Consider the following 12,726-nt stretch of genomic DNA (forward strand, 5'->3'; position numbering starts at 1 on the left):
TAGGTCTGTCTATATCAATGTGAACATACCTTCACAACCTGATATAGCGTCACAGCCCAGCCAAAACTTAATTTAAGGTGTTTTCACTTTAACTGCTGGCAATCCCCAACATTCTGACTCTGGCGATATCGTCAACTATGGCGGTAACGGTGCGTTTGCTGCTGAGATTTTTCACTTTTATGAGCTCCCCTTTGCGGCCATTTTTCAGCGCCTCACCTAACATGCGAGCTTCAATACCTTCTTGCTCAGCAATCATTAATACCTGCTGACCACGGGTCACTAATACCGGCTGTTCCAATTGGGAGGGTGTCACGACTTGCAACCCACGGATGCGGCGTTTAACCGTTAGCCCGACTATCTCATCGGGGTTGGTAATATAGCCACCCTGCGCCGTCGAAATATTCTTTTTCTTCAATTCAATATCGTCAGGTGCCACCAATTTACCGCGCTCAAGGGTACTTTTTGCCACCCAAACCGGCAGATAAATATCGGGTTTTACCGTGACAGACACTTCCCAGCCCAGGTCATCAGTGCAACTAATGTCATAACGTAAACGCGAGATATCGCGCTGCCCACTGGCGGGGGCCGTCACCCTGACATCACCCCGGCATAATTTATATCGGCTCACTTCTGACGGAATAAAAATATTCATTTTTACCGTATAGCCCTGCCAGTTTTTATTTTTGGCAGTTTGGCTAATGTCAGCGCTGGCTGAGTGTAATGCCTGTGTATAAATCTGTTTTCGAGCGTGAGTTTCAGCGCTATTTGCTGCTCCTGCATACAGGGCAATCAGGCCAATAGACAGCGGGAACCACCGGCATGATAAGCGGATGAGCAAGGGCCGTAATGAGAGGAAATTGTGTTTCCCGTTAGGCGAAGAGAATAATAAAAATATGTTTCTAATCATGATGTTATAAACCTGGCACGTTGTTTGCATTAGTGTGAGTGTTCGTGAGTGCAAACTCGTGTTTTAACATCAAATTAGGATGTGTTTTGTGGGCATTGATTTTCAGAAAGCATTAGGGGTTCACCCTGCGGCGATGCAGCTTCGACTTACCAGAGCAGAACTGCTATCGGCCAATCTGGCCAATGTGAATACGCCAAACTTTCAGGCTAAAGATATTGATTTCGGCGCTGAAATGCAACGGGCAAAACAGGGGAGCGTCGGGATAGCGACTTCTCAAAGGCTCTCACCTCAAATGAAGTACCGGTTGCCGTATCAACCCTCACAAGATGGCAATACGGTGGCATTGAATGTCGAGCAGGCAGAGTTTTCAAAAAATGCTCTCGATTATCAAACCAGTTTGTCATTCCTCAATATGAAGTTGGTCGGCCTAAAACAGGCAATTGAAGGGAAATAGGGATGTCTTTTAACAATATTTATCGGATATCAGGTTCAGCCATGACCGCCCAGACCATCAGGCTCAATACCATCGCCAGTAATCTGGCGAATGCGGACTCACCTGCGGCTTCGGCGGCAGAGGCTTATAAAGCACGCAGCCCGATATTTTCTGCGGTTTATTCACCTCGCAGTGCGGCTAATCCTCGTGGAGTCAATGGGGCGCAAGTACAGGTATTGGATGTCGTTGAAGTGAGGGAGACGGTGCAGCGATATGAACCTAATCATCCGCTGGCTAACCCGCAAGGTTATGTCTTTTATCCGGCAGTCAATGTGGTGTCTGAGATGGCTGACATGATGTCGGCATCACGCAGCTTTGAGACTAATGTTGAAGTACTCAACAGTGTCAAAAGTATGCAGCAAAGTGTCTTAAAGCTCGGAGAGCGCTAATTATGAGTAATTACATTGAAAACAGTGAGTTAAATTCAAAATCTGGTGCGGTCAGTCCCCGTCAGGATGTCCTGCCTAATGGTGACGAACTGAATAACCAGTTTATGACGTTGTTGGTGGCCCAGATTCAGAATCAGGACCCACTGAATCCGATGGATGGTACCGAGTTTGTCAGCCAAATGGCACAGCTTTCGCAGGTTCAATCCACTGAAAACATGGCCAAGATGTTGAAGAGTAACACCGTGCAGATGGAGAGGATGCAGTCTATAGCGACCGCCAATCTGGTGGGGCAACAGGTGATGGTGGAAAGTGATGACGTTGAATTGGATACGCAAATTCAAAATGGCCGATTGGAATTACAACATGCCGCATCACCGCTGGTGATTCATTTGACGGATGACTTGGGGCAGGAGCATCGCATCAATCTGGGTGAGCAATCTGCTGGCAGTATCGATTTCGCCATCGATCCGACGAAGCAAAATCTCAAACCAGGTCACTATAAACTCAGTGCGGTCAGTAGCAGTGCGGAAAAATTCATTCCGTTGGAATTAGTCGGTGTCGTTAACAATGTGCGTATTCCACAGCGCGGCGGTGCAGCGCAATTAAATATCGCCGGTATTGGCGATGTGCCTTACCACAAAATCAAACAGTTTGGTGCTTAACGCCATAGCGGTAGATCCCCCAATAACCCATTATTTTATAAGAGAATTATTTTATGAGTTTTAGTATTGCCAATACGGGCCTGAGTGCGGTGACTGAACAGCTGAACACCATCAGTAACAATATTGCCAACTCGGCCACCAAAGGTTTTAAGTCGGGCCGAACTGAGTTTTCTTCTATGTATGCTCAATCGCAGCCATTAGGTGTGGGCGTCAGTGGAACTTCGCAAAGTATCAGAAAAGAAGGTTCGATTGACCGAACCGGCAACGCAATGGATTTGGCAATTTCAGGTAACGGCTTTTTTGTGGTGAAAAATAGCAACGGTGATGAGGCATACACCCGTGCTGGGATGTTCACCACGGATAATAATGGTTTATTAGTCAATGCCAGTGGCATGAAATTGCAAGGTTATTCTGCTGATGCCACCGGCAATATACAAACTGGCACTATTGGTGATTTGAAGATAAGCACCTCTGGTTTGCCCGCCAAAGCGAGCAGCAAACTAGACTTTATGGCTAACTTGCCCGCCAGTGACACCCCTCCCACCAACCGGATATTCAGCCCGAGCAATGAAGATTCGTACAACTATATGTCCACCTCGACAGCTTATGATTCCTTGGGACGTGAACATTTATTAACGCAATATTTTGTAAAAAGTTCAGCTCCAAGTGAGTGGAAGGTGCACACCGCCCTTGATAGCGTGCTTAAAACGGGTTCGCACGATCTCAAGTTTGACACATCAGGTGTATTAACGAGCGGTAATACCCAAAATATCTCGGGTACTTATAGCCCCGCCGGTGCCGATAACTTCAGTATTGATATCAATTACACCGGCACGACTCAGTTCCAATCTGCGTTTTTGCCTACTGTGAATAAAAGTAATGGTTACACCGCGGGCACTAAAAACGGTGAGCGTGTTGAAAGCGATGGCTCGGTTTTCGCCACTTTTAGTAATGGCGAGCGGATGCTGCAAGGCAAATTAGCATTGGCTAATTTCGCTAATGCTAATGGTTTAGCTGCGCAGAATGGCACCACTTGGAGTGCCACCAGTAAGTCGGGCGCAGCACTATTGGGTGCGCCAGGTACAGGGTTATTAGGCGGCATCGAAGTGGGTGCATTGGAAGCTTCCAATGTTGATTTAACCGCTGAATTGGTCGGTTTGATGACGGCACAACGTAATTACCAGGCGAATACCAAAATCATTAGTACCAATGACAGCATGATGAACGCGCTGTTCCAGGTGTTGTAATGGACAAACTTCTCTATACCGCTGTCAGCGGGGCCAATCGCAGCCTGACACAACAACAGATTCACTCCAATAACCTGGCTAACGTCAATACGCAAGGGTTTCGGGCAGATCTGGAACGCGCGACGGCGACTCAGGTACCGGGCGGCGGTTATAACAGCCGCGTAGCGGTGCTCAGCCAAAACGCCGGTGTTGATATGACGGCAGGGAGTTTGCAAGAAACTGGCCGTGAATTGGATATTGCCATTAAAGACCGTGGGTTGATTGCGGTGCTCAGTGGTGGCCGCGAGGTTTACACCCGTAATGGCCAGATGGCAGTTGGCCCGGACGGCGATTTAACTATCAATGGATTAGCGGTATTAGGCGATGGCGGCCCTATTGTGTTGCCACCTTACTCTTCGGTGTCGGTCGCCGATGACGGCACTATTGCCATTATCCCGCAAGATGGCGGTATCAAGACACCGGCGGAAGTTGATCGCATTAAGCTGGTGGATATCCCCACTAATCAATTGAGCAAAAATAACCGTGGCTTATTGGTCAACCGCCGGGGTGCTGCAGCACGAGACGAGAATGTTCAACTGGTGAGTAAGCACTTGGAAAGCAGCAATATTTCCGCTATCAGCGAAATGACCGCCAGTATTTCCCTCAGCCGCCAGTTTGAAGCGCAAATCAAAATGATGAAAGTGGCAGAAGAATTGGCGCAATCCGGTAACCGGATTATCCGTGGCAGCTAATGCCGTTTTCAGCACCACATTATTTCATGGATCGTTATTTCATGGTTCGTTACTCATGAATAGAGAAATTAGGGAGCAGTAATTATGAATCCAGCCTTATGGATCAGTAAAACCGGCCTGGCAGCACAAGATGCCAAAATGAACGCCATCTCCAACAATCTGGCAAACGTGAATACCGACGGCTTTAAACGCGACCGTGTGGTGTTTGAAGATTTGTTTTATCAAAACCAGCGCTCGCCTGGTTCACCACTGAACCAAAATACCGCCACGCCGAATGGCATTCAATTTGGTAGCGGCGTCAAAGTGGTGGGAACCCAGAAACAATTCACTGTCGGCAATATTAAAGTCACCAAAGGCGAATTTGATGTCGCTATCGCCGGTCAGGGTTTTTTCCAAATTGAAACGGCCGATGGCGGTTTGGCATACACCCGCGCAGGCAATTTATCCATCAATGCTGATGGTGTGCTGACCAATGCTCAAGGTATGCCGCTTATTCCACAAATTGAGTTGCCAGCGGGTGCCAATGATTTGGCGATCGGTAAAGACGGCACGGTCACTGCCCGTCTGGGAGGCGAGGCGGAGCCCGCTGAGTTAGGGCAGATAACGCTGGTCAATTTTGTTAATCCGGCCGGTTTAGAGGCGGTGGGCGGCAATATGTATAAAGAGACGGTCGCCAGTGGCACCGCGGTGGAGGGGGTGCCAGGTGAGGAAGCATTCGGTCAGTTGGAGCATGGATCATTGGAAGGCTCCAATGTGCAAGTTGTTGAAGAAATGGTCGACATGATAACAGTGCAACGCGCTTATGAGATGAACGCCAAAATGGTCTCTGCTGCCGACGATATGCTGAAGTTTGTCACCCAAAAACTGTAACTCCAATTTGTTTGGGTATATCAGCATCCTAGTTGAAAAGTGAATGATGAATGAAAAGGTTTTTACTATTAACACCTGTGGTGCTGGCGTTGAGCGGTTGTGAAACTCCGGCACTGCTGGTGCATAAAGACGATGTTGCTTTTGCACCACCGGCTAATTTGATACAGCCCACCACGGTTAAGGAGGGCGGTGGGCTGTTTCAGCCCGCTTACAACTGGTCGTTATTGCAGGACCGGCGTGCCTATCGGATTGGCGATATTTTGACGGTCAAGTTGGATGAATCCACTCAATCGAGTAAGCAGGCTAAAACCAACTTTGGCAAAAAGAACGACATGAGCTTGGGTATCCCCGAGATATTGGGGAAAAAGCTGAACAAGCTCGGGGGTTCAATATCCGGTAAGCGTGATTTTGACGGCAGCGCCACTTCCGCCCAACAAAATATGCTGCGTGGCTCGATAACAGTGGCAGTACATCAGGTATTGCCTAACGGGGTGTTGGTGATTCGTGGCGAAAAGTGGCTGACTCTCAATCAGGGCGATGAATATATGCGTGTGACTGGATTAGTCCGGGCTGATGATGTTGAGCGGGATAATTCTGTTTCCTCTCAGCGTATCGCCAATGCACGTATTTCCTATGCCGGTCGCGGTGCGCTCAGTGATGCCAACTCAGCCGGTTGGTTAACGCGCTTCTTTAACCATCCATTATTCCCTATCTAACAGGAATCAACATGTTACGACGTTATTTTGTGCTGCTTGGATTGTGGTGCGTTCTGCCCGCCGCGATAGCACAACCACTGGGGTCATTGGTGGATATCCAAGGGGTGCGTGGCAACCAACTGGTGGGTTACAGCCTGGTGGTAGGGCTTGATGGCTCGGGTGATAAAAATCAGGTGAAATTTACCGGCCAATCAATGGCCAACATGCTGCGCCAGTTTGGTGTGCAACTGCCAGAGAAAATGGATCCTAAAGTGAAGAACGTGGCGGCGGTGGCGATTAGCGCTACCCTGCCACCGGGTTATGCGCGCGGCCAATCTATTGATATCACCGTATCATCAATTGGTGATGCCAAAAGCTTGCGCGGCGGCACTCTGCTATTAACCCAGCTGCGCGGTGCCGATGGCGAAGTGTATGCATTGGCACAGGGAAACGTGATTGTCGGGGGGATGAAAGCCGAAGCGAATAGTGGTTCCAGTGTGACGGTCAATACCGCAACGGTGGGGCGCATTCCCAATGGCGGCAGTATTGAGCGCGAAATTCCGAGTGATTTCCAGAGCAACAGTCAGGTGGTGCTTAACCTGAAACGGCCGAGTTTTAAGTCAGCCAACAATGTGGCATTGGCACTGAACCGTGCTTTTGGCTCTAACACCGCGGTGGCGCAAAGTGCCACTAACGTGATGGTCAATGCACCACAAGATGCGGGGGCACGGGTGGCCTTTATGTCTTTGTTGGAAGATGTGCAAATCAATGCCGGTAAGCAGTCGCCACGGGTGGTTTTCAATGCCCGAACCGGGACTGTGGTAATTGGAGAAGGTGTCAGGGTGCACTCTGCCGCCGTTTCGCACGGTAATCTGACGGTTAGTATCCGTGAGAAGAAAAATGTCAGCCAACCTAATGTGCTTGGCGGGGGGAAAACCGTCACTACGCCAGAAAGTGACATTGAAGTGACCAAAGGACGCAATCAAATGGTTATCGTCCCTACGGGGACTCGGTTGCGCAGTATCGTTAACACCATCAATAGTTTAGGGGCTTCGCCTGATGACATCATGGCTATTTTACAAGCTTTGCATGAAGCCGGTGCACTGGATGCCGAACTGGTCGTAATTTAAGGATGGCAGATGATTGACGCAATAAGTAAATCAGCCCCGGTGGTGCCGGGGAGCTTTACCGGCGAACTCCTGCCACAGGATCTTGAGCAGGCCGCAGTGCAGTTTGAGGCGGTATTTATGCGTACCTTACTGGCACAAATGCGCAAAGCAGCTGAAGCCTTAGCCGCTGACGATGACCCGTTTAACAGTAAACAACAGCGCATGATGCGAGATTTTTACGATGACAAGCTGGCGTCCACACTGGCCTCGCAGCGCAGTAGTGGCATTGCTCATTTACTGATTCATCAGTTAGGTGGGGAATAGCGCGGCTGATTATTCCCTGGGTTATTGGAGCCACAGGGGCCAGCTATTTATATTTAAGTTTAGCCGCTGATTGACCGCTTTTTGCTACTAACGTGTATCTGTTATTTAATTGATTACAGCAGGGAATATCATGAATTTTACCAAAATTGCACAAACTGGCTTACAGGCGGCTCAAGCCGGTCTCTCTGCGGCTGCAATGAACTTATCTAATGTGAATACGCCGGGTTATAGCCGCCAGCGAGCTGAACAAAGTGCGGTTAGCACCGGCGGAAATAATGCTTACAGCGCCGGTAATGGGGTTAATGTCGATGCTTTTAAACGTTTATCTGAACAGTATTTGGTGAGCGAAGGGTGGAAAGCGAGTAGTAATCATCAATATTTTAGCGCCTCTCAAAATGCTCTTAGCAAACTGGAGCATTCACTGGGTGATAAAGAAACTGGTTTAGCGGCGGGGATGCGAGCATTCTTTAATAGTCTGTCATTAGGATCAAATAACCCGTCTTCACCTGCTTATCGTGAACAAGTGGTGAATGAAGCTAAATCGCTGGCGCTGAATTTTAATTATTTTCATCAATCTGCTCAGGAGCAGAAACAGGTTATTGCTACTCAGCGAAGCGCGATAATTAGCCAAGTTAATGGGTTAACCCAGAGTATTAACGAATATAACCAAAAAATTGTAAAGCTGGGTTCTGATGGGACCAATACTAACGTATTACAAGATCAGCGCGATCAACTCGTCAATAAATTAAGCGAAATGGTAGATGTTAACGTAACCAAAGGGACTGATGGTGGTTATAATATCTCGATGAAAAACGGCTTGCCCTTAATTAATGGGCAGACAGTAGCCACATTAGCGTTAAATACTGGCAGCGCACAGCCACAGATCGATATCCATTTTGCTGGTAATAGTACGAAAATAAATATGTCTTGCGGTGCTAGCCTCGGTTCTATTAATAATTATGAGCAAGGTTTGTTAAAAGAGACTGAAAGTATTGTACAAGGAATGGCGCAGTTATTAACCACTGAGGTTAATACCCAGTTAGCTGCTGGCTATGATTTAGGGGGGGCGGCCGGTAGTGCATTATTTTCATTTGATGCTTCCAATCCGGCTGGAATGTTATCTGTTACTGATATTAAACCAAGCGAATTAGGTTTTTCGGATAATGCCACTAATGTGGGAAATGCGACTAACCTACATGCATTATTAGCATTGAAAGATAAATCAATCACTATTTCTGGTATCGGACAAACCAGTTTTTCAGATGCCAATACGGCATTGGTTGGAAAAGTTGCCTTTACCAGTAGTGATAATAAGCAGTCAATTACACAGACTAAAAATGTACTGAATAGCGTGATATTAAATCGCGATAGCTTAAGTGGTGTGGATAGCGATGAAGAAGGAAACAATATTTTAGAGTACAGCAAAGCGTATCGGGCCAATATGAAAGTAATTTCTATCGGTGAGCAGCTTTTCTCTGACTTTTTGGCACTAATGCGCTGAATATAAAATATTTATTTAAAATAGGGGTAAATAATGAGAGTCACTAACACCAGTTTGTCAAGAATAATGATGGACAATATGGCAAATCGTACGATTGAATATTCAAAATTAGATGAACAGCTCACCAGCGGTAAGCGAGTTAATAGAATATCAGATGATCCTGTTGCCAGTATGCAATTGGTTCAATTAGAAAACTCAAAATCAGATGTCAGCCAATATAAAATTAATGTTGTCCGTTTGTCCGGGAATTATTCTGTACAAGAAGCAAGTTTGAATTCTCTAGATAAACAATTGCTGGTGGTGCGTGATAAAATGTTGGCCGCCAAAAATAGTAATCATTCTGCAACAGAGTCTGCGACATTTGGCCGTGAAATAAACTTGTTACTAGATGGGATGATGTCTGATCTCAATACTAAAAACTCCGAAGGGAATTATTTATTTTCTGGGACTAAAAGTAATATTAAGCCTGTTGAGTATGACAGCACAACGCAAAAATATACTTTCAATGGTAACAGTGAGCGACGCGATGCGGTAGTGGGTAATGGTATAACCTTACAAGAAAATACTGATCTGAGTAGCTCACTTTCAACGTCTGCGAATGATTTAGAGATATTGACTAATTTGAAAAAGTTGGCCAATAAAATGATTGATTCGAGTATTACACCGGCTACTTATAACCAGGAAATTAGCACTAATCTGACGGCCATCGAAACTGCGGCTAAAAAGATTGGCGGTATGTTAACTGAGTTAGGCGCTAAACAAAATCGTCTTGAACACCTGTCTAATCTTCATGATGACGTGGAAATTGTGAATGGTAATTTGGAAAAGGATTTGGCGGGAATTGACATATTTCAGGTTAATGCTGCTATGCAAAGTAATTTTTTATCAACAAAAATTGCCCATAGTATGCAAGCAAAAATAAGTCAGCTATCCCTTTTTAACTATATTTAGGTTAGGAATTTATGCAGGTAAGATCCTCCAGTGTTAGTCTCGGCGTTACCGCTGGGCTAGCGGTTAATAAACGCATTGGCGTTGAACAATCTCAGCAGATAAAGCCGCTAAAGCCGCGGGTCACACCGGCTGCTTTTCCAGAGTCTGGCTACCTTTCGACAGAACCTTTGCGTTACAACGTGCAACTTAATAGCCAATTAACCAGTTTACAGCAGGCGGATCACTATTTATTAGCGACTGAACGTCAATTGTCAGACCTTCAACAGGCTATCAGTCATAATCCTAAGGAAATTAAGCAACAATCGCTGAAACTATTATCGTGGCTGGAACAAAGAGGAATTGTCTCAGGCGATACAGTTGATCGACAGCTCAATATATCCTTAGAGGAAAGCCCTAAAGTTAATTTTAGCTTTAAGGAGGCTAATAAGCTGTTGCTGGCGTCAGAAGATGAGACCTTGCTGTTTTCATTATCTGATGTTGCCAATAGTGTTGTGGCGGTCAAACTTATTGGGCAAAGTTCTGCCAAACAAAAAATGCTGCAACTTAATAAAGGGTTAGGGCGTTTGGGCATTCATGGAAAACTTGATAATGATGGTCAACTGGCATTCCAGATTGATGAGAAACACTGGCAGCGATTAAGCCAGCATTTGATTGTGCGCGGCGAAGGTTCGCGTTATCCAGCAGACAAATTCCAATCTATTGAATTACAGGCCGAAAGTATATTGGCGGATAAGCTCAAGGAGATCGTCGGTCAGCCATTTATGGCTAAAGAATATACTGAATATTTACAACAGACATTGACACATATTACTGGCGAATTACGCCAACTGAATAAATTCAAGAATAATGCCCGTGAACGAGTGGCAGGAATGGCCGGTATTATCCAACCCAATAGCGCCGTATTTATTGCGGAGCGATTGGCGGACAAGCAATTATCTGATCGCCCGTCTTATGCCGCGCTATCACACAGTGGCCAAGGTAATCTTCATAGTGCCATTGTCAAAAACTTATTTGTAAAATAATCTTGTTATTTAACAAGATAAAGAGATATAGCCTAAATAATTCGAGTTTCATGAAAGCGGTAAGTGAGAGACAAATCGGCCGGGAAACGATTTGAACTGCATTTATACTGCCGGTAGAGTGAGGAGCAGTTAATCCCGATGAGTCTATTTACTTTAAGGTCAACGATCAGTAAGTGATCTGAGTAACGAACGTAGCCAACGTATATGCAGCTTTAAGTATGATGGATATAGGGGAAATTAATCTTTCCCCTTTGTCATATTACTATCATCCAGAAATATTCCACTCAATCCGTAAAGTAATGGCTGGCCAGCTACTGTCATCGGTGTCATAAATATATTGTTATGGGTCATATAGTCCATAAAACCATCAATCATGCGGCCCGATGTTGGGTTGTTATAGAATATTGGCGTATATTTGAAATTAACTTGTTGGTTCTTCGCCGCTTCTACAGTGAATTTCCCCTTAAAAATAAATCTATTATCATTGGGGTTAGTTATTGTACTGATCACTGCGCCATGGGTTGATGTAATACGGACATCATAGATCTCTTTTTTATGGGATAACAGGTCATAGAACCCCATTTGCATCTCGCTATGAGGAGTCATAGAGATATCATCGCTGTGTGTGAGCGCCAATGCAGTAAATGACACACCACATATCAGCAAAATAGGGCTAATTTTAGCAGGCAGGAATTTCATTTATTTTTCTCTCAGTTTCATCATAGATGACGTTATTCAACAAATTGTCGTCTTGCCGCCAATGGTAAATCGTCATATTAAGCTGTTTTTTATCACATTGCGTTTCAACTGAAATAGTGTAATCCAGCCGCCGCAGGGATATATGGTAATAAATAGTCAAATGTGCATTTTTAATTTTAAGGTCTTTATCGATTATATACAGCGTATCTTTTAGCCGGATATACAGATTGTCGGCATTTTGCTTATCAAAACGGCTGTCATCAATCTGAAACATCCTGATATTGCTATAAGTTCCTTGCTCTTGTTCTGTTGCTTGATAAGTTGCGGCACTCTGCCCTTGAAAGGTTAAATAGAGTGCTATGCAGCAGCCAATAGTGATAATCGCCAGTAAACCGAATAGCTTTTTAGTTTTTTTTGCTGTTCCGAGGGGCTGGGTAGAATTTGTTGTCAGTATTGCAATCGGAGGGGAAACCGGTGGTAACTCGGTGGCGACTTTTTCTGGTGATTCGCTATCCGTACTTAAGAGCTGATGATGAGATAAACCGGCACCCTCTGCTGATGAATTATTCATTTCTTGCGGCGTTTCACGATTTTCTGCCACAGTCTTAAGTAAGGTTTGATCGGCATTCTCGGAAAGATTGTGATTAACCATTAATGGGTCATCAGCGCTTTCAACATCACTTAACGCGGGGGGGGGCTTCATCTTCTTCAATAATTTCACAGTAAGTCGCGTCTAATAAATAACCGATTTTAGGGATGGTTTGAATAATACGCTGCTGCTTTTTATCATCCCCCAAAGCAACACGCAAAGTGTGGACGGCATTCGGCAAACTATTATTACCAATAACCCGGCGTTTCCAGACTAAATTGGTCAGTTCATCCCGCGAGAGAATTTGCCCGGAATGTTGCAGTAGCACACTTAGCAGCTTAACTTGATATTCGCCCAGGCGCTTTTGTTCACCGGTTTCCTGATGACTGATAAAACCGGATGAGAGGTCAATAGACCATTTATTAACAATATATTGGCACTTTTTCATTTTAATGTTCGCAGGAATAATCTGAGGAAGCAGATGACCATTATAAAGTTAAGGTTATTTAGTCATTAACGATAAATAGCATACCAAAA

General features: G+C 45.4%; 16 protein-coding genes. 12 read left to right on the forward strand and 4 right to left on the reverse strand.

From position 1 onward, the window contains the following. Positions 1-88: 88 nt before the first annotated feature. Positions 89-907: a flagellar basal body P-ring formation chaperone FlgA gene (gene flgA / locus DX162_RS09130; RefSeq protein WP_086017127.1), complete on the reverse strand. Its 819-nt coding sequence runs from the start codon at positions 905-907 to the stop codon at positions 89-91. An 88-nt stretch (positions 908-995) separates the two neighbouring features. Between flgA and flgB the strand changes: the two genes are divergently transcribed. The 12 genes from flgB (at position 996) to DX162_RS09190 (ending at position 10,901) form a co-directional block, all read left to right on the forward strand. Continuing rightward, complete coding sequence (gene flgB, locus DX162_RS09135) at positions 996-1,361, forward strand: flagellar basal body rod protein FlgB (RefSeq protein ID WP_032819589.1); 366 nt, start codon at positions 996-998, stop codon at positions 1,359-1,361. 2 nt (positions 1,362-1,363) lie between these two features. After that, the gene (flgC, locus tag DX162_RS09140) at positions 1,364-1,789 is read left to right on the forward strand and encodes a flagellar basal body rod protein FlgC (RefSeq protein WP_004390025.1); all 426 of its coding nucleotides are present in this window, start codon (positions 1,364-1,366) and stop codon (positions 1,787-1,789) included. A 2-nt stretch (positions 1,790-1,791) separates the two neighbouring features. Then, positions 1,792-2,451: a flagellar hook assembly protein FlgD gene (gene flgD, locus DX162_RS09145; RefSeq protein WP_004390023.1), complete on the forward strand. Its 660-nt coding sequence runs from the start codon at positions 1,792-1,794 to the stop codon at positions 2,449-2,451. A gap of 53 nt (positions 2,452-2,504) precedes the next feature. Then, on the forward strand, positions 2,505-3,698 hold the full coding sequence (flgE, locus tag DX162_RS09150; RefSeq protein WP_004390018.1) for a flagellar hook protein FlgE: 1,194 nt from the start codon (positions 2,505-2,507) through the stop codon (positions 3,696-3,698). After that, complete coding sequence (flgF, locus tag DX162_RS09155; protein WP_032819588.1) at positions 3,698-4,429, forward strand: flagellar basal-body rod protein FlgF; 732 nt, start codon at positions 3,698-3,700, stop codon at positions 4,427-4,429. Before flgE ends, flgF begins: the two co-directional genes overlap by 1 nt. 84 nt (positions 4,430-4,513) lie before the next feature. Beyond that, entirely contained in the window at positions 4,514-5,299 is a 786-nt protein-coding gene (gene flgG, locus DX162_RS09160; RefSeq protein WP_004390017.1) for a flagellar basal-body rod protein FlgG, read from the forward strand. Positions 5,300-5,349: 50 nt separating this feature from the next. Next, positions 5,350-6,015, forward strand: coding sequence for a flagellar basal body L-ring protein FlgH (gene flgH, locus DX162_RS09165; protein WP_032819587.1), 666 nt, complete (start codon positions 5,350-5,352; stop codon positions 6,013-6,015). A gap of 11 nt (positions 6,016-6,026) precedes the next feature. Then, on the forward strand, positions 6,027-7,124 hold the full coding sequence (locus tag DX162_RS09170; RefSeq protein ID WP_004390015.1) for a flagellar basal body P-ring protein FlgI: 1,098 nt from the start codon (positions 6,027-6,029) through the stop codon (positions 7,122-7,124). A gap of 9 nt (positions 7,125-7,133) precedes the next feature. After that, positions 7,134-7,427, forward strand: a complete 294-nt coding sequence (locus DX162_RS09175; protein ID WP_004390014.1) for a rod-binding protein — start codon at positions 7,134-7,136, stop codon at positions 7,425-7,427. 130 nt (positions 7,428-7,557) lie between these two features. After that, the gene (gene flgK / locus DX162_RS09180) at positions 7,558-8,928 is read left to right on the forward strand and encodes a flagellar hook-associated protein FlgK (RefSeq protein ID WP_032819586.1); all 1,371 of its coding nucleotides are present in this window, start codon (positions 7,558-7,560) and stop codon (positions 8,926-8,928) included. Between the two features lie 33 nt (positions 8,929-8,961). Then, positions 8,962-9,879, forward strand: coding sequence for a flagellin N-terminal helical domain-containing protein (locus DX162_RS09185; protein ID WP_071777592.1), 918 nt, complete (start codon positions 8,962-8,964; stop codon positions 9,877-9,879). An 11-nt stretch (positions 9,880-9,890) separates the two neighbouring features. After that, entirely contained in the window at positions 9,891-10,901 is a 1,011-nt protein-coding gene (locus DX162_RS09190; protein ID WP_004390010.1) for a hypothetical protein, read from the forward strand. 237 nt (positions 10,902-11,138) lie between these two features. On the opposite strand, the gene DX162_RS09195 is transcribed toward DX162_RS09190, so the two are convergent. The 3 genes from DX162_RS09195 to DX162_RS09205 are packed head-to-tail and all read right to left on the reverse strand — an operon-like array spanning position 11,139 to position 12,637. Continuing rightward, the gene (locus DX162_RS09195) at positions 11,139-11,600 is read right to left on the reverse strand and encodes a hypothetical protein (protein WP_032819582.1); all 462 of its coding nucleotides are present in this window, start codon (positions 11,598-11,600) and stop codon (positions 11,139-11,141) included. Then, on the reverse strand, positions 11,581-12,303 hold the full coding sequence (locus DX162_RS09200; RefSeq protein WP_098081082.1) for a hypothetical protein: 723 nt from the start codon (positions 12,301-12,303) through the stop codon (positions 11,581-11,583). Before DX162_RS09200 ends, DX162_RS09195 begins: the two co-directional genes overlap by 20 nt. Further along, a complete protein-coding gene (locus DX162_RS09205) occupies positions 12,278-12,637 on the reverse strand; it encodes a winged helix-turn-helix domain-containing protein (protein ID WP_004389997.1) in 360 nt (119 codons plus the stop codon). The genes DX162_RS09200 and DX162_RS09205 overlap by 26 nt, the downstream gene beginning before the upstream one ends. Between the last annotated feature and the right edge of the window lie 89 nt (positions 12,638-12,726).

It is taken from the genome of Yersinia kristensenii (assembly GCF_900460525.1).
GTDB classification, from domain to species: domain Bacteria; phylum Pseudomonadota; class Gammaproteobacteria; order Enterobacterales; family Enterobacteriaceae; genus Yersinia; species Yersinia kristensenii.

Excerpts from the sequence above, each read along its gene's own strand:
- flgC (WP_004390025.1), top strand. The coding sequence starts at position 1,364 with ATGTCTTTTAACAATATTTATCGGATATCAGGTTCAGCCATGACCGCC.
- flgA (WP_086017127.1), bottom strand. The coding sequence starts at position 907 with ATGATTAGAAACATATTTTTATTATTCTCTTCGCCTAACGGGAAACAC.
- DX162_RS09175 (WP_004390014.1), top strand. The coding sequence starts at position 7,134 with ATGATTGACGCAATAAGTAAATCAGCCCCGGTGGTGCCGGGGAGCTTT.
- flgF (WP_032819588.1), top strand. The coding sequence starts at position 3,698 with ATGGACAAACTTCTCTATACCGCTGTCAGCGGGGCCAATCGCAGCCTG.
- DX162_RS09195 (WP_032819582.1), bottom strand. The coding sequence starts at position 11,600 with ATGAAATTCCTGCCTGCTAAAATTAGCCCTATTTTGCTGATATGTGGT.
- flgE (WP_004390018.1), top strand. The coding sequence starts at position 2,505 with ATGAGTTTTAGTATTGCCAATACGGGCCTGAGTGCGGTGACTGAACAG.
- flgH (WP_032819587.1), top strand. The coding sequence starts at position 5,350 with ATGAAAAGGTTTTTACTATTAACACCTGTGGTGCTGGCGTTGAGCGGT.
- flgK (WP_032819586.1), top strand. The coding sequence starts at position 7,558 with ATGAATTTTACCAAAATTGCACAAACTGGCTTACAGGCGGCTCAAGCC.
- DX162_RS09190 (WP_004390010.1), top strand. The coding sequence starts at position 9,891 with ATGCAGGTAAGATCCTCCAGTGTTAGTCTCGGCGTTACCGCTGGGCTA.
- DX162_RS09170 (WP_004390015.1), top strand. The coding sequence starts at position 6,027 with ATGTTACGACGTTATTTTGTGCTGCTTGGATTGTGGTGCGTTCTGCCC.
- DX162_RS09200 (WP_098081082.1), bottom strand. The coding sequence starts at position 12,303 with ATGAAGCCCCCCCCCGCGTTAAGTGATGTTGAAAGCGCTGATGACCCA.
- flgD (WP_004390023.1), top strand. The coding sequence starts at position 1,792 with ATGAGTAATTACATTGAAAACAGTGAGTTAAATTCAAAATCTGGTGCG.
- DX162_RS09185 (WP_071777592.1), top strand. The coding sequence starts at position 8,962 with ATGAGAGTCACTAACACCAGTTTGTCAAGAATAATGATGGACAATATG.
- DX162_RS09205 (WP_004389997.1), bottom strand. The coding sequence starts at position 12,637 with ATGAAAAAGTGCCAATATATTGTTAATAAATGGTCTATTGACCTCTCA.
- flgG (WP_004390017.1), top strand. The coding sequence starts at position 4,514 with ATGAATCCAGCCTTATGGATCAGTAAAACCGGCCTGGCAGCACAAGAT.